General features: G+C 70.0%; 18 protein-coding genes and 1 pseudogene. 13 read left to right on the top strand and 6 right to left on the bottom strand.

The window, feature by feature from the left end; all coding sequences use genetic code 11:
- Positions 1–145: 145 nt before the first annotated feature.
- Positions 146–1,492 (bottom strand): diaminopimelate decarboxylase, encoded by a 1,347-nt coding sequence (gene lysA, locus ACIHFE_RS09460; RefSeq protein WP_400105246.1) that lies wholly within the window; start codon positions 1,490–1,492, stop codon positions 146–148.
- A gap of 39 nt (positions 1,493–1,531) precedes the next feature.
- Positions 1,532–1,936, bottom strand: a complete 405-nt coding sequence (locus ACIHFE_RS09455; RefSeq protein WP_400105245.1) for an SAV_915 family protein — start codon at positions 1,934–1,936, stop codon at positions 1,532–1,534.
- Positions 1,937–2,289: 353 nt separating this feature from the next.
- Here ACIHFE_RS09455 and ACIHFE_RS09450 point away from each other — a divergent pair, with 353 nt between their 5' ends.
- From ACIHFE_RS09450 to ACIHFE_RS09440, 3 genes are all read left to right on the top strand, one after another.
- On the top strand, positions 2,290–3,975 hold the full coding sequence (locus ACIHFE_RS09450; RefSeq protein WP_400105244.1) for an AMP-binding protein: 1,686 nt from the start codon (positions 2,290–2,292) through the stop codon (positions 3,973–3,975).
- The gene (locus ACIHFE_RS09445; RefSeq protein ID WP_400105243.1) at positions 3,972–5,606 is read left to right on the top strand and encodes an AMP-binding protein; all 1,635 of its coding nucleotides are present in this window, start codon (positions 3,972–3,974) and stop codon (positions 5,604–5,606) included. The genes ACIHFE_RS09450 and ACIHFE_RS09445 overlap by 4 nt, the downstream gene beginning before the upstream one ends.
- A gap of 629 nt (positions 5,607–6,235) precedes the next feature.
- Positions 6,236–6,655 (top strand): nitroreductase/quinone reductase family protein, encoded by a 420-nt coding sequence (locus ACIHFE_RS09440; protein WP_400105242.1) that lies wholly within the window; start codon positions 6,236–6,238, stop codon positions 6,653–6,655.
- A gap of 3 nt (positions 6,656–6,658) precedes the next feature.
- Here the strand turns inward: ACIHFE_RS09440 and ACIHFE_RS09435 are convergent, their stop codons facing one another.
- Positions 6,659–7,351, bottom strand: coding sequence for a hypothetical protein (locus ACIHFE_RS09435; protein WP_400105241.1), 693 nt, complete (start codon positions 7,349–7,351; stop codon positions 6,659–6,661).
- A 317-nt stretch (positions 7,352–7,668) separates the two neighbouring features.
- On the opposite strand from ACIHFE_RS09435, the gene ACIHFE_RS09430 reads away from it, so the two are divergent.
- The 3 genes from ACIHFE_RS09430 to ACIHFE_RS09420 all read left to right on the top strand — a co-directional run bounded on the left by ACIHFE_RS09430 (position 7,669) and on the right by ACIHFE_RS09420 (position 10,453).
- Positions 7,669–8,571 carry a DMT family transporter gene (locus ACIHFE_RS09430; RefSeq protein WP_400105240.1) on the top strand — a complete coding sequence of 301 codons (903 nt, stop codon included), beginning with the start codon at positions 7,669–7,671 and terminating at the stop codon, positions 8,569–8,571.
- A 121-nt stretch (positions 8,572–8,692) separates the two neighbouring features.
- Entirely contained in the window at positions 8,693–9,670 is a 978-nt protein-coding gene (locus ACIHFE_RS09425; protein ID WP_400105239.1) for an ArsR/SmtB family transcription factor, read from the top strand.
- A gap of 75 nt (positions 9,671–9,745) precedes the next feature.
- Positions 9,746–10,453, top strand: a complete 708-nt coding sequence (locus ACIHFE_RS09420) for a C39 family peptidase (protein ID WP_400105238.1) — start codon at positions 9,746–9,748, stop codon at positions 10,451–10,453.
- A gap of 35 nt (positions 10,454–10,488) precedes the next feature.
- Here the strand turns inward: ACIHFE_RS09420 and ACIHFE_RS09415 are convergent, their stop codons facing one another.
- The gene (locus tag ACIHFE_RS09415) at positions 10,489–11,610 is read right to left on the bottom strand and encodes an amidinotransferase (protein WP_400105237.1); all 1,122 of its coding nucleotides are present in this window, start codon (positions 11,608–11,610) and stop codon (positions 10,489–10,491) included.
- 309 nt (positions 11,611–11,919) lie between these two features.
- Between ACIHFE_RS09415 and ACIHFE_RS09410 the strand changes: the two genes are divergently transcribed.
- Together ACIHFE_RS09410 and ACIHFE_RS09405 are read left to right on the top strand one after the other, a co-directional pair.
- Positions 11,920–12,174, top strand: coding sequence for a hypothetical protein (locus ACIHFE_RS09410; RefSeq protein ID WP_400105236.1), 255 nt, complete (start codon positions 11,920–11,922; stop codon positions 12,172–12,174).
- Positions 12,171–12,542, top strand: coding sequence for a helix-turn-helix domain-containing protein (locus ACIHFE_RS09405; protein ID WP_400105235.1), 372 nt, complete (start codon positions 12,171–12,173; stop codon positions 12,540–12,542). The genes ACIHFE_RS09410 and ACIHFE_RS09405 overlap by 4 nt, the downstream gene beginning before the upstream one ends.
- Before the next feature lie 13 nt (positions 12,543–12,555).
- Here ACIHFE_RS09405 and ACIHFE_RS09400 read toward each other — a convergent pair whose 3' ends face one another.
- Positions 12,556–12,822: a hypothetical protein gene (locus ACIHFE_RS09400; RefSeq protein WP_400105234.1), complete on the bottom strand. Its 267-nt coding sequence runs from the start codon at positions 12,820–12,822 to the stop codon at positions 12,556–12,558.
- Between the two features lie 114 nt (positions 12,823–12,936).
- Between ACIHFE_RS09400 and ACIHFE_RS09395 the strand changes: the two are divergent.
- The 3 genes and pseudogenes from ACIHFE_RS09395 to ACIHFE_RS09385 all read left to right on the top strand — a co-directional run.
- A pseudogene (locus ACIHFE_RS09395) lies at positions 12,937–13,674 on the top strand (Scr1 family TA system antitoxin-like transcriptional regulator); the annotation flags it as partial.
- Between the two features lie 79 nt (positions 13,675–13,753).
- A complete protein-coding gene (locus ACIHFE_RS09390; RefSeq protein ID WP_400105233.1) occupies positions 13,754–13,972 on the top strand; it encodes a DUF397 domain-containing protein in 219 nt (72 codons plus the stop codon).
- Positions 13,973–14,143: 171 nt separating this feature from the next.
- Complete coding sequence (locus ACIHFE_RS09385) at positions 14,144–14,368, top strand: 2-oxo-4-hydroxy-4-carboxy-5-ureidoimidazoline decarboxylase (protein ID WP_400105232.1); 225 nt, start codon at positions 14,144–14,146, stop codon at positions 14,366–14,368.
- 315 nt (positions 14,369–14,683) lie between these two features.
- Here the strand turns inward: ACIHFE_RS09385 and ACIHFE_RS09380 are convergent, their stop codons facing one another.
- Positions 14,684–14,938, bottom strand: a complete 255-nt coding sequence (locus tag ACIHFE_RS09380; RefSeq protein WP_400105231.1) for a hypothetical protein — start codon at positions 14,936–14,938, stop codon at positions 14,684–14,686.
- A 106-nt stretch (positions 14,939–15,044) separates the two neighbouring features.
- Between ACIHFE_RS09380 and ACIHFE_RS09375 the strand changes: the two genes are divergently transcribed.
- Together ACIHFE_RS09375 and ACIHFE_RS09370 are read left to right on the top strand one after the other, a co-directional pair.
- Positions 15,045–15,881 carry a Scr1 family TA system antitoxin-like transcriptional regulator gene (locus tag ACIHFE_RS09375; protein ID WP_400105230.1) on the top strand — a complete coding sequence of 279 codons (837 nt, stop codon included), beginning with the start codon at positions 15,045–15,047 and terminating at the stop codon, positions 15,879–15,881.
- Positions 15,878–16,087: a DUF397 domain-containing protein gene (locus ACIHFE_RS09370; protein WP_400105229.1), complete on the top strand. Its 210-nt coding sequence runs from the start codon at positions 15,878–15,880 to the stop codon at positions 16,085–16,087. The genes ACIHFE_RS09375 and ACIHFE_RS09370 overlap by 4 nt, the downstream gene beginning before the upstream one ends.
- Positions 16,088–16,320 lie beyond the last annotated feature (233 nt).

The following is a 16,320-nucleotide window of genomic DNA, read 5'->3' as shown; positions in this document are numbered from 1 at the left end:
ATCCGGCGGACCGCCACGGGCCGCCGGATCCCCCGATCGGCATAGGGCGCCGGCCTGGGGGTGCGTTTGATGTGCGGGCCGTCCGTGGCTGGTCGCGCAGTTCCCCGCGCCCCTTACGGGGCGCCCCCGGTCATCGGACAGGTACCTAGGCCCCCACGTCCCGGCCGCGCAGATCCTCGGCGGTCTCCCGGCGCAGCAGCAGCCGGGCCCGGCCGTCCGAGACCGCGGCCAGTGGCGGGCGGCCGACCAGGTTGTAGGGGGCGGCCATGGACAACTGGTAGGCGCCACAGGCCGGTACGGCCAGCAGGTCGCCCGGGCGGACATCGCCGGGCAGCGGGACCTCCTCGGCCAGTATGTCGCCGGCCTCGCAGTGCCGTCCGACCACCGTCACGGTCCGGTCCGGCGCCGTGGAGGAGCGGCCCGCCAGCCGGACGGTGTAGCGGGCGCCGTAGAGCGCGGGGCGGGGGTTGTCGCTCATGCCGCCGTCGACGGCGACGAAGGTGCGGGCCCCGCTCTTCTTGACGGCCAGCACGCGGTAGAGGGCCACCCCGGACGGGCCCGCGATCCAGCGGCCGGGTTCGACCGACAGCCGGGGCACCGGGAGGCCGGACTCGGCGCAGCGGGCGGCCAGTTCGGTGGTGACGCGCTCGGCGTAGGCCGCCGGGTCGACGGCCGGTTCGCCGTCCCGGTAGGCGATGGCGAAGCCGCCGCCCAGGCCGAGTTCGGGGAAGGTGACGCCATGGGTGTCCCGGAGCCGGGCCAGCAGGGCCACCATCCGGCGTACCGCGGTGACATAGGGGGAGAGCGAGGCGATCTGGGAGCCCAAGTGGCAGTGCAGGCCGGTGAGTTCCAGGCGGGGCTGGCCCAGCACGCGGGCGACGGCCTCCCCGGCCTCGCCGCCGGTCACCGGCAGGCCGAACTTCTGGCCCGCCATACCGGTGCGTACCGCCGCGTGCGCCCCGGCCGTCACGCCCGGCACCACGCGTATCAGTACCTTCTGCCGGCTCCCGGGCGGCACCAGGGCGGCCAGCCGGGCGATCTCCCCGGTGCTGTCGATGACCACCCGGCCCACGCCCAGCCGCAGGGCGGTGCCCAGGTCGGCGGGGCTCTTGGCGTTGCCGTGCAGCACGATCCGTTCGGCGGGGAAGCCGGCGTGCACCGCCAGGTCCAGTTCGCCGAGCGAGCAGACATCAAGGTGCAGGCCCTCCTCCTCGACCCAGCGGATCATGGCGCGGGAGAGGAAGGCCTTGCCCGCGTAGGCGATGTCGGCCTGCGGCAGGGCGGTGCGCCAGGCGCGTGCCCTGGCCCGTACCTCGTCCTCGTCGATGAGGTAGCAGGGGGTGCCGAAGCGGTCGGCGAGTTCGGCCAGCGCCACCCCGCCCACTGCCAGGTCGCCGGAGGGCAGGGTCCGGGCGGAGGCGGGCCAGACCGGTGCCCGGGCGGGCTCCGGGGGCAGCGGCGGCAGGCCGGCGGGGGCAAGCGGAAGGGACATGGAAGGACTCCTTCTCAAGGCGTGGTACGGGGTGAGGAGTCAGCCGGGGAAGGTCGGCAGCAGCGCGGCGGGGGAGTCCGCGGCCGGGGGCTGTACGGGGGGCGCGGTCAGCTGGGGGTCGACACGGACCTCGGTGATGCCCAGCGGGGCGGCCAGCGCCCGTAGCGCGGGCAGGGAGAGGCGGACGGCCGCCTGCCGGGGGCCCAGGCAGTCGGTGAGCAGCCGGGCGCTGGTGAAGGCGACCGCGGTGCGTTCGCCGAGGGAGCTGCGGAAGGCGCGGAGGGCGAAGCCGCTGGGGCAGTGGCGTACCGGGACGAAGAGCGCCGGTGCCGGGCCCGAGGGGTGCCGGACGGGATGGGAGGGCTCTCCGGCCGGTTCCCCGGCCTCGGCCTGCGGGCTGTTGACGGCTGCCACGGCGGCTGCTTCCGCGGGGGTTCGGCTCACGTGCATGACGGTCCTCGGAGGTGGGAGGGAGCGTGCGTCGGTCACGCTATGCCCGCTCCATCGGTGGACGACCGTTTCCTTGACAGGGTGTTGACCCCGGCTCCGGGTCCCTTGACGGCACGTTGACGCGTCATTGATGCATCCGTGCGCCGGGTGTGCGCCCCAGCTGCGCGCCGGATCCCACTACCGCGATGCGCTGGGCAGTTAAAGAATTTGAAAGAATCGCGGCATGGCGGGCCATGCCGTGTTCGCGGGGCGCGGACAGCGAGCTCCAGGGGCTGGCGGGTCCCGGGATCAACGTCGCACGATGCTCAGCAGCGGGTCGCCGACTCGCCCGGCAACCTGGAGGACAAGTGACGGCAGCGCAACCGGCCGGTGCGGCCGAGGGATTCCGCGCGGCGAGAGACTTCCTGCTCGCCCACCGCGAGGACTATGCCAAGGCCCGTGAAGGCTTCGCCTGGCCGCGCCCCGCGGAGTTCAACTGGGCGCTGGACTGGTTCGACCCGCTGGCTCTGGGCAATGACCGCACCGCCCTGTGGATCGTCGAGGAGGACGGCACCGAGACCAGGCTGTCCTTCGACGCCCTGCGCCGCCGCTCCGGCCAGGTCGCCAACTGGCTGCGTGCCCAGGGGGTGAGGGCCGGTGACCGCATCGTGGTGATGCTGGGCAACCAGGCCGAGTTGTGGGAGACCATGCTCGCCGCGATGAAGCTGCGCGCGGTGGTCATCCCGGCCACCCCGCTGCTCGGCCCGCTGGACCTGGCCGATCGCATCACCCGTGGCGGGGCCCGGCATGTGCTGGTACGGGCCGAGGACACCGGCAAGTTCACCGAGGTGCCCGGCGACTACACCCGGATCGCCGTCGGCGGCACACCGTCCGCGCCCTGGCTGAGCTATGCGGACAGCGCGGGAGCGGCCGAGGAGTTCACCCCGGACGGCCCCACGCGCGCCGAGGACACCCTGCTGCTCTACTTCACCTCCGGCACCACCGACCGCCCCAAACTGGTGGAGCACACCCATGTCTCCTATCCGGTGGGGCACTTGTCGACCATGTACTGGATCGGCCTGCGCCCCGGCGACGTCCACCTCAACATCTCCTCGCCGGGCTGGGCCAAGCACGCCTGGTCCAGCCTGTTCGCCCCGTGGAACGCCGAAGCCACCGTGTTTGTGTACAACTACACCCGCTTTGACGCCGCCCGGCTGATGGCCGAGATGGACCGGGCCGGAGTGAGCAGCTTCTGCGCCCCGCCCACCGTCTGGCGGATGCTCATCCAGGCCGACCTCACCGGCCTGCGCACCCCGCCGCGCGAGGTGGTGGCCGCCGGGGAGCCGCTCAACCCCGAGGTGATCGAGACGGTGCGGCGCGCCTGGGGCGTCACCATCCGGGACGGCTTCGGGCAGACCGAGACCTCGGTGCAGATCGCCAACTCGCCCGGCCAGCCGCTGAAGACGGGCTCCATGGGCCGTCCGGTCCCCGGCTTCGAGGTGGTGCTGCTGGACCCGGTCACCGGCCGCCCCGGCGAGGAGGGCGAGATCTGCCTGGACCTGGGCGCCCGCCCGGCCGGCCTGATGACCGGCTACGCGGGCGAACCCGGGCGCACCGCCGAGGCCATGGCCGGCGGCTACTACCGCACCGGTGACATCGCCTCCCGGGACGCCGAGGGCTATCTCACCTATATCGGCCGCACCGATGATGTCTTCAAATCCAGCGACTACAAGATCTCGCCCTTTGAGCTGGAGAGCGCGCTGCTGGAGCACGAGGCGGTCGCCGAGGCCGGAGTGGTCCCGGCCCCCGACCCGGTGCGGCTGTCGGTGCCCAAGGCCTATGTGGTGCTGGCCGCCGGCTGGGAGCCGGGCCCCGAGACCGCCAAGGTCCTCTTCGCGCACTCCCGCGCCACCCTCGCCCCCTACAAGCGGGTCCGCCGGCTGGAGTTCGGCCCGCTGCCCAAGACCGTGTCCGGAAAGATCCGCCGCAACGTCCTGCGAGACCACACCGCGCAGGGCGGTGGCACCGAGTACAGAGAGGAAGACCACCGGTGAGCACACCCTCGTACGCGGCAGGCCCCGCCGATGCCCCCCTGCTCGATGAGACCATCGGCGCCAATCTGGCCCGTATCGCCGAGGAGTTCGGTGAACGCGAGGCCCTGGTGGATGTGCAGGGCGGGCGCCGCTGGACATATGCGGCGTTCGCACGAGCGGTGGACGAGGTGGCGCTGGGGCTGCTCGCCAAGGGCGTGGCCAAGGGCGACCGGGTGGGCATCTGGGCCGTCAACTGCCCGGAGTGGGTACTGGTCCAGTACGCCACCGCGCGCATCGGTGCCGTGATGGTCACCATCAACCCGGCCTATCGCGTCCATGAACTCGCCTATGTGCTGCGGCAGGCGGAGATCTCGGTACTGATCGCCTTCACCGAGTACAAGACCAGCGACTACCGGCGCATGGTGGAGCAGGTGCGCTCCGGCTGTCCGGCGCTGCGCGATGTGGTCTATATCGGCGACTCCACCTGGACCGGGCTGGTCCGGCTGGGCGCCGGGGTGGCCCGGGAGCGGCTGGCCGAGCGGGCGGCCAAACTGCGCTGCGACGACCCGGTCAACATCCAGTACACCTCCGGCACCACCGGCTTCCCCAAGGGTGCCACCCTCTCCCACCGCAATATCCTCAACAATGGTTACTGGGTGGGCGAGTTGCTGGGCTATACCGAGGAGGACCGGGTCTGCCTGCCGGTGCCGTACTACCACTGCTTCGGCATGGTGATGGGCAATCTGGCGGCCACCTCGCACGGCGCCTGCACGGTCATCCCGGCCCCGGTCTTCGATGCCACCGCCACCCTGCACGCCGTGGAACGCGAACGCTGCACCTCGCTCTACGGGGTGCCCACCATGTTTATCGCCGAGCTCAACCTGCCCGACTTCGCCACTTATGACCTGACCTCCCTGCGTACCGGGATCATGTCCGGGTCACCCTGCCCGACGGAGGTGATGAAGCGGGTGGTCGCCGAGATGCATATGGACGAGGTGACCATCTGCTACGGGATGACGGAGACCTCCCCGGTCTCCACCCAGACCCGCCGCGATGACGACCTGGACCGCCGCACCGGCACGGTGGGCCGGCCGCTGCCTCACCTGGAGATCAAGCTCATCGACCCGGATACCGGTGAGACGGTGCCGCGCGGCGAGCCGGGCGAGGTGTGCACCCGGGGCTATTCGGTGATGGCCGGCTACTGGAACGCGCCGGAGCGCACCGCCGAGGTGGTGGACGAGGCCGGCTGGATGCACACCGGTGACCTGGGGGTCATGGACGAGGAGGACTATCTGCGCATCGTCGGCCGCAGCAAGGACATGATCATCCGGGGCGGGGAGAACGTCTATCCCCGGGAGATCGAGGAGTTCCTGCACACTCACCCCAAGATCGCCGATGTGCAGGTGGTCGGGGTGCCGGACGGCCAGTACGGCGAGGAGGTCATGGCCTGTGTGATCCTGCGCAACTCGGCCGATGTACTCAGCCGTGACGAGCTGGCCCGCTACTGCCGGGGGCGGCTGGCCCACTTCAAGGTGCCGCGCTATCTGCGGATCATGGAGTCCTTCCCGATGACGGTGAGCGGGAAGGTACGGAAGGTGGAGCTGCGGGAGGAGGGGGCGGCGCTGGTGGAGGAGTTGGCGGTCGTTCGGTAGGGGTGATTTTCCCGGGTGTTCGGTCGCGATGGGGTGGGGGATTGGCTATGGTGGAGGCGGTGTCCCCCTCCTGATGACACTCGCCTCGGCGGGGCTGGCAACTCGCCTGGGTGGCGCAACAGCACAACAGAAGTGCCCCCGCCCATAGCTGGGACTATGGACGAGGGCCTACCGAAAAGTTCGGCAGTTTGTAGCCGGGAGCCCTCAAGCCTTCTGAGGACTGCCGGCTACTTGCCGATCAGCCACCTCCCAAGTTCCCGGATCACCGCTGCGATCCGCTCGATCAGTGGCTTCTTTCGGTGGCGCCCCATGGGCACCCCCTCCTTACCTCGATGTCGCCAATGCCAGTGACGACGCCGGGGGAGCCCGTATTTCGGACCCCCAGCGGGAGGGCCCGACCTATCGGGGGCCTCCTTAGGAGGGGGCGCCGGAAGCGCTGAGAAGAACGCTACACGGAGTAGGCGGTCGAGCGCACTTCGCGAAAAGAAGCTCAACTCTTTGGTGTTTACGCGCACTTGTGTGCGGCTCTGGCTCAAGCGGGTCGGCTACGCCTCCGCCTGAGCGGCCACGTACCGTGTATGCGGATCAACGCACCAGCCACATCAGGCGTTTGCCGAAGGAGCCGTCCCATGAGCAGTGCGCACGCGGCCCGGCCGGAGTCCGGCGGCACCAAGTTCCGTCTGGTCACCGCCTTTCAGCGGCGGCTGGCCAATCCCCTCACCCGCCGGATGCCGAGCCAGATTCTGCTGGAGACCACCGGGCGCAATTCCGGTTTGCCCCGCCGGACCCCGGTCGGCGGGCGCCGGGTCGGGGAAGTGTTCTGGCTGGTCTCGGAGTTCGGCGAGAAGTCGCAGTATGTGCGCAATATCCAGGCGGATCCCCGGGTCCGGGTCCGCATCCGGGGCAGGTGGTATTCCGGTACCGCGTATCTGATGCCGGAGGACGACGCCCGGGCCCGGCTGCGTACCCTCCCGACGTTCAACAGCGCCGCGGTGCGCGCCTTCGGTGACGATCTGCTGACCGTGCGGGTGGAACTCGACCGGGGTTAGGCCTCAGTCTTCTCTGTTCCGGGTCAGCCGCTCGGCCGGGTCGTTGAGCGGGCGCGGGGTGCCATTGAGGTCCAGGACGAACAGGGGCAGGCCCAGGGCGTCGGCGCGGCAGCGGGCGTCATAGGTGTAGCCGGCGAGCGAGAAGCACAGGGCGGTGGCGTCCTCGGCGAGCCCGTACAGCCATAGGCACTCGATGTCGCGGACGGTGGTGGGCAGGGTGGTGGGGTCCACCCGGACCACCAGGTTCTCGGCCCGCAGGTCCACCATGGTGGATCCGGCATGGGCGACGCAGTGCTGTGAACGGCGTACCCGGTCGAAGCCCAGCCAGCGCAGATAGCGCTGGGCGGCCGGCACCGCGTCCCGCTCGGTGCGGATGGTGACCGGGTGGAAGGCGGGGCGGGTCCTGGTGTGCGAGGCCGGGCTCTCGGCGTGGGGTTCGGGGTCCAGCGGCAGCTGGACCACCGCGCCGCAGGAGCAGCCGATCTCGGGCCTGGGCCACTGGCCCTGGGTGCCGCAGGCGGGGCAGCTGACGGTGACCCAGGACTCGCGCCAGCTACGGGAGCCAAGGACGCCGGGACTGGCGTCGGCGGGCACGGGCAGGGTCACGGGGGTGCCACAGGCGCAGGGGAAGGTGGGCGGGGTGTAGGAGTGCTCCCGGTGGCACATCGGGCAGTGCACCGGCACGCGCTTGGCCATCGTCGCTCCAGCGGACGGGGTCGCGGGGTTCAGGGGCAATCCATCGTCCAGGAAATGGACGGCCGTTGGGGAGTGAATGGCGGAAGGCGTGGTTTCGGCCGGGGGGAGTGGTAGGGGCCCGGCGGACCGAGTGCCCCCGGATAGGACAAGCGGGTAGGCTCGGGCCCATGCGTCCGACCGTGCTCGCGCCTCCCGCCGTCTAGGGCGGGACGCCACCGTCACCGGCGCGCCGGGGTCAACAGGCCCGGTGCGCCCGCTGGTTGTGCCCGCACGCAGGAGACCGCGACCACTCTTGAGACGCATGCGGAGAACGCACCATGCGCAGTAACGTCATATTCCGCGGCCTGGCCTGTCTGGCCCTGGCCGCTGCCGCCTGGGGAACCACCGGGGCGGCCGTCGACCTGGTCTACCGCTCCAGCCAACTGGGGCCGGTGGCCGTCTCGTTCTGGCGTCAGCTCAGCGGCCTGGTGCTGCTGCTGGCCGCCCGGGGGCTGCGCCCGGCGCGGGCCCGGACCGGGCCCCGGCGGCCGCTGGTGCTGCTGGGCACCGGTCTGGGCCTGGCCGTGTTCCAGACCGCCTACTTCGCGGCGGTGCGGGAGACCGGGCTGGCCGTGGGCACCATGGTCACCCTGGGCGCGGGCCCGGTGTTCACCGCCGCCGGCGGGCGGCTGCTGCTCGGTGAGCGGCTGGGGCGCGGCGGCCTGCCGGCGGTGGCCGGGGCGCTGACCGGCCTGGCGGTGCTGATGCTGGGCAACCGGCCCGGCGCGGTCCATCCGCTGGGCCTGGCCTGGGCGTTGGTGTCCGCCGCCGGATATGCGGCGGCCACCGTGCTGGCCCGCTGGGCCGGGCGGCGGGGTACGGGCGAGGAGCCGTACGCCCTGACCGTATGGGCCTTTGGCATGGGCGCGGGGCTGCTGCTGCCCTTCGCCTGGGCCGAGGGGCTGCTGCCACACACCGCCCACCCGGGGCGGGTGCTGCTGCTGATGTCCTATGTCGGCCTGGTCACCACGGCCCTGGCCTATCCGCTGTACTTCGCCGGAGCCGCCGTGCTGCGGGCCGCCACCACCTCGGTGGTGATGCTGATCGAGCCGGTGAGCGCCACGGTGCTGGCGGTGACCGTGCTGGGCGAGCGGCTGACCGCCGCCACCGTGACGGGCGCCGTGCTGCTGCTGGGGGCGGTGCTGGCGCTGGGGGTGGCCGAGGTGCGCGGGTCCGGGTGAACGGGGGGGGTGGGCGCCCGGTGGTCGGCCGGGCGCCCACCCCGGAAGGGGACGGATGGCAGTGGCCGGCGGCGGGTGGTACTCCGGGTGCGGCAGGACCTCACCTCTCAACGGAGCGACCATGCTAAGGGTGCACTTCACCTCCGAGGACCTGGTCCGGGTTCGGGTGGCCCCGGGGCCGGATTTCCTCTGGGAGATCGGCAACAGTGTGCAGACCCTGCAACGCCGGGACGGCGGCCGGGTGTTCGGCGAGTGGCGCCGCTGGGCCGCGCCCCGGCTGTCGGGCGGCGCCCGCACCTTGGCCCAACTGCTGCCGCCCCGGGGCTACTCGCCGGACTTTCTCACCCCCGCCACCGGTGACCGGAGCACCCTGCCGGCCGCGGTGGACACCCTGCTGAGCACGCCCCGCGCCCGGCTCCGCGCCGACCTGGCGCGGCTGGCCGGAACACGGCAACTACCGTCCTGGGCCGCCGCGCTGGCCGACGGCGACCCCGGGACGCTGCGGCTGCTGGGCCGGGCCGTGCACACCTACCATCAGGAGGCGCTGGCCCCGCTCTGGCGACTGCTCCAGGACCGCATCGAGGCGGACAGGGCGCACCGGCTGCACAGCCTGCTGGAGGGCGGCACCGAGGGGCTGCTCACCGGGCTGGGCCCGCAGTTCCGCTGGCGGCCGCCGGTGCTGGAGGTGGCCTACCCGGTGGAGCAGCAACTCCATCTGCGGGGACGGGGGCTGGTGCTCCAGCCCTCGTTCTTCTGCTGGCCGGCACCGGTGATGCCGGCCGACCCGGAGCTGCCGCCGGTGCTGGTCCATCCGATCCGGCATGACACCGGCTGGGCGACGCCGCCGCCCGAAGGACGGGCGGCGGACGGGGCGTTGGGGCCACTGCTCGGGCATACCCGGGCCGCGGTGCTGCGGGCGGCCGGCGCCGGCTGCTCCACCGTGGAGCTCGCCCGGCTGCTGGATGTCACCCACCCCGCCGTCAGTCAGCACCTGAGGGTGCTGCGCGCGGCGGGGCTGGTCACCACCGTGCGCGCGGCCGGCCGCTCCTTCCATGTCGCCACCGCCGAGGGACGGGCTCTGCTGGGGACGGGGCCGTAAGCCTGGCCTTTCATCGCTTGAGCCGGGAGCGGCCCCGGAACCACGCTTGCCTCGCTGTCACACCCAGGAGGCCTTATGCGCAAGAGACTTGTGTCCACCGCGATCGCAGCCGCCGCCGTGGGCGCCCTGGTGTCACCCGGCATCGCCCAGGCGGCGCCCACCGCACGGCCGGCGGTGGTCGATGTGCTGGCCCATGGCACCAAGTCCGGTACCTCCGTCATCGACGGGACGGTCAAGCCGGGTACCACGGTCCGGCTGGCTCCCGCGCGTACCGCCGGTGACCACACCCTGCGGGTCGACTACCAGGTCCAGCAGACCGGTTACTGGTGCGGCCCCGCCGCCACCCGGATCGCGCTCTCCGCCCGGATGGCCGCGCCCAGCCAGGGCGACCTGGCCGGGCAACTGGGCACCACCACCGATGGCACCGGCTGGATCGGCCAGGTGACCCGGGTGCTCAACAACAACCTCGGCGGCGGCTGGTACGAGACCAAGGCGATGCCCAACGACCCGCCCACCCAGGCCCAGCGGGACCTGCTGTGGAACGACATCGTCTTTGACATCGACCGTGGCTACGCCCTGGTGGCCAATATCGTCGCCCCCGCCAACAACCACCCGCCCGGCTATCCCAACGAGACGATCTACCACTACTTCACGGTGATCGGCTACAACGACGACCGCGGCGTGCTGATAGCCGACCCCGCCAGCTTCGGCGGCAACCAGATCTACTGGCTCTCCTTCGACCAACTCGCCTCACTGATCCCGCCCAAGGGGTACTCGGCCTGAGTCACCCTGGCGCGCCCGCGACTCGCGGGCGCGCTTTAGAAGTAGGACTGCAGGGTGCCCCGCCGCCGCACATCCAGCGTGGCGCAGTGGAAGGAGCCGCCAAAGCTGTTGAAGTTGCGGAAGTTGCAGGGGATCGGGGTGAAGCCGAACTTCTTCATGGCGTCGATCATCGGCTGGTCCTGCCGCTCCACTATCACCCGCTGCTCGTCCAGCATCAGGATGTTCATGTTGATCGACTTGCTGGTCATATAGAGCGGGTGCGAGTCCGGGATCACCGGCGCCGGGGCGGCCATCACATCCCAGCCCTTGAACAGCGCGGGCACCTCGGGCACCCGCTCCGGGTGGATCAGCAGTTTGCCGGGCGCCATCGGTACCAGGGTGGCGTCGATATGCATCGGGTGCTGGTCATTGAACTCAAAGACATGGACGCGGTAGTCGTCGCCCAGGTGACGGCGCAGCCACTCGATGCCGAAGTCATTGGTGACATGGCTCTTCTGGGCGATGATGTCGCGTCCGCAGCGGGTGAAGTCGGCTGCGTCGAAGGTCGGCTCGAACTCGGTCACCACCAACCGCTGCGGGCCGTCCTCGCCCGGGTCCGTCCACTCCTGGTCGAACTGCGCGTCGGTCAGCTCCGGCTTGGGGCCGGCGCTCCACTTGGCGCCGCCGTGGAAGTACTCCTTGAGCAACGGCCGGTAGGCCAGCGACTCGTAGTAGCGCGAGCGCCAGGCCATCGGGCACTCGATGATGTCCTCGCCGATTACCAGCAGGGCGTCGCGCGGCATCGCCGCGTACATCCCGGTGCTGCTCCAGTCCAGGGTGGAGTACTCGCGGCGCTGCGGAATCGGCTCCGGGCGGCGGACCTTGACGCCCTCGGCCTCCAGGATGTGCGCGAACTCCTCCAGTTCCGCGCTGGCGGCGGCCACTTGCTCGGCCGGGAAGGGCTGTCCGGCCCTGGTGCGGAAGGTCTCGTGCATACCGGCGGGCAGCACCGGCGGCAGGGCCATATGCCAGCCCGGGAAGCTGGCGCCGTCCACGATCCCGACGATCACTTCCTCCAGCGGGTCCCACTCGGTGTACGAACTCACCGGGCTGGCCGGCCGGTCCGTGGGGGTGGTGTGCGCACCGGACGCGGCGGAGTTCTCCAGGTAAGGCTTCACTTGTGTGCTCCTGAGGTGGCGTTGAGCAGCCGAGGCCGCGCGTCAGGCGTCGGCGAGGGGTGGGGGGTTGGCGGATGCGGTGCCGCGCCGGTCCTCGCCGGAGGGGCGGCGTCTGCGTGTTCGATTCAAACAATGGCGGCTTCTGACTGGCAAGAAGCGGCCGGAGGTTGTCCGGAAATCCCTCTCCGATACAGGAATACCCCCGGCGGAAGGCGTCCGGTACCGCACGCGAGGGAAGCTCAATGCCGCTCCGTGGCCGGAATCTTACGGTTCGGTGCCGCCCGGCGGGTCGGGCACTACGGTGGCGGCATGGCGCGATGGAGAGTGGAGTTCACCACCGAGCCCTTCGATCTGGACCGGCCGCCGCCGCACGCGGTGGCGGCCCGGCGGGTCGTGGAGGGGGCGGGGTTGGACGCCGTGGAGGTCGGCCCCTTCGGCAACACCGCCGAAGGCGGCCGGGAGGCCGTACTGGCCGTGGTGCGGCGGTTGTTGACGGAGGCGGTGGACGCCGGGGCCACCAGGGTCTCGCTCCAGCTCAATGTGATCGAGGGGGACGGGCCATGACCGAGTCCTCCGACCGGCGGTTCCGGGCGGCGGTCCAGCCGCTGGTGGATGCCATGGGCGGCCGGCTGATCGAACCCGCCGAGGCGGGCCACGACGATGTGGTGCTCCGCTGGGAGGGCCGCGAGGTGGTGGCGGTACGGCTGCCGCATCTGGCCGAGTCGTTGGAACACCTGCTGGCCGAGCTGGAGCGGCGGCACGGCATGCCGCTGGCCCAACTCGACCGCAAGGCCAAGCAGTCGGTGGTGCGCAGCCTGGAACAGCGCGGCGCGTTCCGGCTGCGGCACGGGGTGGAGACGGTGGCGGAGGCCCTGGGGGTCAGCCGCTTCACCATCTACAACTACCTCAACAGGACGGAGCCCGGCGCGTAGGGGCGGGGCTTTTTTATGTCGCCGCCCGGGGGAGGACCTCGTCGACGATGCGGCCGCCGACCCAGCTGATCCTGCGGCGGCGGACCAGGTTCGCGTCCTTGAAGTCCTGGTCCGTGGCGAGACGTACCGACGACGGTTCGACGGTCCACTCCCGGCCGCCACCCGGCGGCCGCAGATAGACCACGCCGTCGCGCTTGTCCTCGTCCATGAGCTGACCGACCTTGCCGCGCTCCGTGTCCATCAGCCACGCACCACAGCGGTAGGTGATCGAGGATGCCATTTGTTCGAGCCTCCGTGTGTCCCGACCATGGGGGCCGGGCATCAGTCGTGAGACTCAGGTTTCACCGTTCCCTATGTGCGGACCAGGCTATTTTGTAGTCCAACTGCATTTGGAATGGGGGGAGTTGAACATATGAGCGACCCGGAGCCGCCTGCGGTGACGTTCGGCCTGGAGGTCAAGTACGCCCGTGAAGCGCGCGGATGGTCACAGGTGCAGCTTGCCGACAAACTGTGCTGCCAACAGCCGTACGTCAGCAAGGTGGAGCGAGGGGTGCAGCTCGCCAGTGCGCAGTTCGCCGAACAGTGCGACAGGGTGTTCGGTACGCCGGGTGTGTACGCGCGTATGCGCCAGCGTGCGGCGGATGCGGGTAATCCGGCGTGGCTGATCCCATATCTCCAGCTGGAACGCCAGTCGGTGACCATTTGCGACTACTCGCCCGCCGTGGTTACCGGCATCCTGCAAACGCCCGAGTACGCCGAAGCCGTGTACCGGGCGGCTCGGCCGGGTGACCCTGCGTCCGAGATCAAGCAGCGGGTAGAGGATCGCATGCGGCGCCGGGAGGTGTTCGACGGGTCGAACCCCCCATCGTTCTGGGTCATCTTGCACGAGGCCGTGCTCTGGTCCGGCGTGGGCGGCGCTGATGTCATGCGGGGCCAACTCCGGCACCTGGTAGCGGTGTCCGAGCACCCGTGCATCACGGTTCAGGTGCTCCCCCTCGGTGGCACCGCGGCAAGGAAAACGCCGTTTATCTTGCTAAAACAGCAGGGCGGGACGGAAGTCCTGTACGCAGAGAGCTATTTGCAGGGGCAAGTGCATGATTCACCGGAGGCGGTCGACGAAGCGCGCGCGACCTATGAGCGGCTGCGCGCCAACGCACTGTCCCTGTCTGATTCTCTCTCCCTTATCCGGCACGTTATGGAGGCGTACGACCATGAGAACCATCCCCGACCTCGCCCGCGCGATATGGGTGAAGTCCAGCTACAGCGAGGGCAACGGCGGAACCTGCGTCGAGTGGGCCCCCGCGTTCGCCTCTGGCGTCGTCCCCGTACGGGACAGTAAGACGCCCGGTGGGCCCATGCTGGCCTTCCCGGCGTCCTCCTGGTCGGCGTTCGTGACGGGCGTCAAGGACCGGGCGCAGTCGGCCCGGTAGCCACTCGAGGCGGGAGCCCCGACCTGCCATCATCGGGCCGGGGCTTCTTCGTTGCCTCGGCCAAGAACGGTAACGGGCATTTAATTCAACAAACTGTTGACGCCGGGGAACCCAGGCGGTTGGCTATGCGCAGCTCGTCCGAGCGCAGCGACAAGCGCCACGGAGGTTCCCGTGTCTGCGAGTTCGACGCCGGGTCCGTCCCGGTTCAATGCGGCCGCCGAGAGCGAGGCCCGGGCGGTCCTCAAGGAGATCTGTACCAGCGCCGCCTGGGTGGATGAACTGCTCTGCGGGCGGCCCTATCCCGATGCGGAGGCGCTGCTGGCCGCTTCCGACGCGGCCGTGGCCCGGCTGGATGAGTCCGGGCTGGCCCAGGCGCTGGCCGGTCATCCGCACTGAACCGCTGGCAGACCACGCTGTTGCAAGTTCCGCATCATCATGGCGTCCTGCGCGGAATGACCTGCTCCACCGCCGTGGGGCCGTTGAGCCAGCTGCGCATGTGCCGGCGGACCAAGCCCCTCTCCTTAAGGTCCTGATCCGTGGCCAGACGAACCGACTCCGGTTTGGTGGACCACTCCCGGCCACCGCCAGGCGGCCGAAGGTGTAGGAGGAAGAGCGCGCCTTCGCGTCTGTCCTCTGCCATGAGCTGTCCCACCGCGTTGCGGTGGGTGTCAACCAGCCAGGCGCCCACGCGGTAGGTGGTGTCGCTCGACATCAGATGCTTGCCCCCTGGGTGCGCTTGACGAAGGCCCGGAGGGCCAACAGCCGCTCCCCAAGCGCCTTCTTTCCGAGGGGGGTGAGTGCCGGCTCGTCCTCCGTCCGGACAACGAGGCCGGTCACATCGCGCACCGGGTCGCTGCCGTCGTGGATGCAGGCGTAGAGGACGACATGCATCCGATCGGGCACACCGCTGGCAACGTTCGGGGTGTTACGCCAACTGCCTTTACAGCCAGGCGATTTCAGGCTCACACCTGCTCCTCTCTGTAGTGCTCCTACTACTGGGGAGGTTCAGCGTGGCCCACGCCTGGGCACCCTTCAAGCTGTTGGAAGCGAACGAAAGGTTGGTGAGCAGCCCTTGAACCGCAAGGAGTTGAACCCGGACGCCTCGCCTCATGCAGCCTACGGGGCGCGTCTGCGCAGCTTGCGAGAGTCGCGCGGCTGGACCCAGGACGACCTTGCCGCACGCATGGAATATTCCAGCGTGCATATTTCGGCGGTTGAAACTGGTCGGAAGCCTCCAACTCTGCGTTTCTCGCGTAGCGCAGACATGGCGCTCGGCCTTGCGGGCACGGCAGACGCGTTTGAACGTGAGTACCGCGAGATCAAGCACGGTGCACTGCTGGAGGGGTTCCCGGAGTACGTCAAGTACGAGGGGCGGGCCGTAGAGATCCGGCTGTTCAACATGGGGATCGTCCCCGGCCTGTTGCAGACGCCGGAGTATGCGCGGACGGTGGCGGATGGTGATGTACAGCGCGGGGCCATCACGCCCGAACAAGCAGAGGAACGCGTTGCCTTCCTGGCGCAGAGGCAAGCCGCGCTGGTGCGCCCCAGGGCGCCGATGATGCTTGTGGTGATGGACGAGAGCTGTCTTCGTCATGCGGTCGGCGGCGCGGAGGTCATGGAACGGCAGCTCCAGCGACTTGTCGAAGTTGCCTCCCTCCCGAACTGGGTAATCCAGGTGTCTCCCTTTGAGATAGGAGCACGGCGGTCATTCAACCTGCCAATGAACTTGCTGACGATGCCGGACCTGTCCGTGATCGCGTACGCGGAATCCCAGTTGCGCGGGCACGTGGAGCGGGAGACGGCAGTCGTGTTGCCCCTGTTGACGGCCTACCATCAGTTGCAGGCCGAAGCGTTGTCGCAGGCGGCATCCGTGGCCGTGATCGAGCAGGTACGAAAGGGCATCTCGTGACTACCGATTCCCCCCGCTGGTTCAAGTCCTCCTACAGCAGCAACGGCGGCGATTGCGTTGAGGTCGCCGCCAACCTTGTCGTCGCAAGCGGCGTCGTCCCCGTCCGTGACAGCAAGACACCGCGCAGGCCCACTCTGGGCTTCCCCATAGGCGCGTTCTCTTCCTTCGTGGCAGGCGTCAAGACCGGAGAGCTCTGCACCGTCTGACCACTCCTGACTACCCGAAGCACGTTACGGCTCCCGCCGCTCCACTCCCCTTGGGAGCGGCCCACCGATCGGGCGACCAGAGCCCCGACCTGCCACCATCGGGCCGGGGCTTCTTCGTTGCCTCGGCCAAGAACGGTAACGGGCATTTAATTCAACAAACTGTTGACGCCGGGGAACCCAGGCGGTTGGCTATGCGCAGCTCGTCCGAGCGCAGTGACAAGCGCCACGGAGGT

Origin of the sequence: Streptomyces sp. NPDC052396 (assembly GCF_044593195.1) — a bacterium.
Taxonomy (GTDB): Bacteria; Actinomycetota; Actinomycetes; order Streptomycetales; family Streptomycetaceae; genus Streptomyces.
The sequence above is the reverse complement of the archived record's forward strand: the minus strand, read 5'-3'. Positions and strand labels throughout refer to the sequence as shown.

Bases quoted from the DNA above. Each gene is read 5' to 3' on its own strand.
- lysA (WP_400105246.1), bottom strand. From the start codon at position 1,492: ATGTCCCTTCCGCTTGCCCCCGCCGGCCTGCCGCCGCTGCCCCCGGAG.
- ACIHFE_RS09440 (WP_400105242.1), top strand. From the start codon at position 6,236: ATGAGCAGTGCGCACGCGGCCCGGCCGGAGTCCGGCGGCACCAAGTTC.
- ACIHFE_RS09435 (WP_400105241.1), bottom strand. From the start codon at position 7,351: ATGGCCAAGCGCGTGCCGGTGCACTGCCCGATGTGCCACCGGGAGCAC.
- ACIHFE_RS09430 (WP_400105240.1), top strand. From the start codon at position 7,669: ATGCGCAGTAACGTCATATTCCGCGGCCTGGCCTGTCTGGCCCTGGCC.
- ACIHFE_RS09425 (WP_400105239.1), top strand. From the start codon at position 8,693: ATGCTAAGGGTGCACTTCACCTCCGAGGACCTGGTCCGGGTTCGGGTG.
- ACIHFE_RS09420 (WP_400105238.1), top strand. From the start codon at position 9,746: ATGCGCAAGAGACTTGTGTCCACCGCGATCGCAGCCGCCGCCGTGGGC.
- ACIHFE_RS09410 (WP_400105236.1), top strand. From the start codon at position 11,920: ATGGCGCGATGGAGAGTGGAGTTCACCACCGAGCCCTTCGATCTGGAC.
- ACIHFE_RS09405 (WP_400105235.1), top strand. From the start codon at position 12,171: ATGACCGAGTCCTCCGACCGGCGGTTCCGGGCGGCGGTCCAGCCGCTG.
- ACIHFE_RS09400 (WP_400105234.1), bottom strand. From the start codon at position 12,822: ATGGCATCCTCGATCACCTACCGCTGTGGTGCGTGGCTGATGGACACG.
- ACIHFE_RS09390 (WP_400105233.1), top strand. From the start codon at position 13,754: ATGAGAACCATCCCCGACCTCGCCCGCGCGATATGGGTGAAGTCCAGC.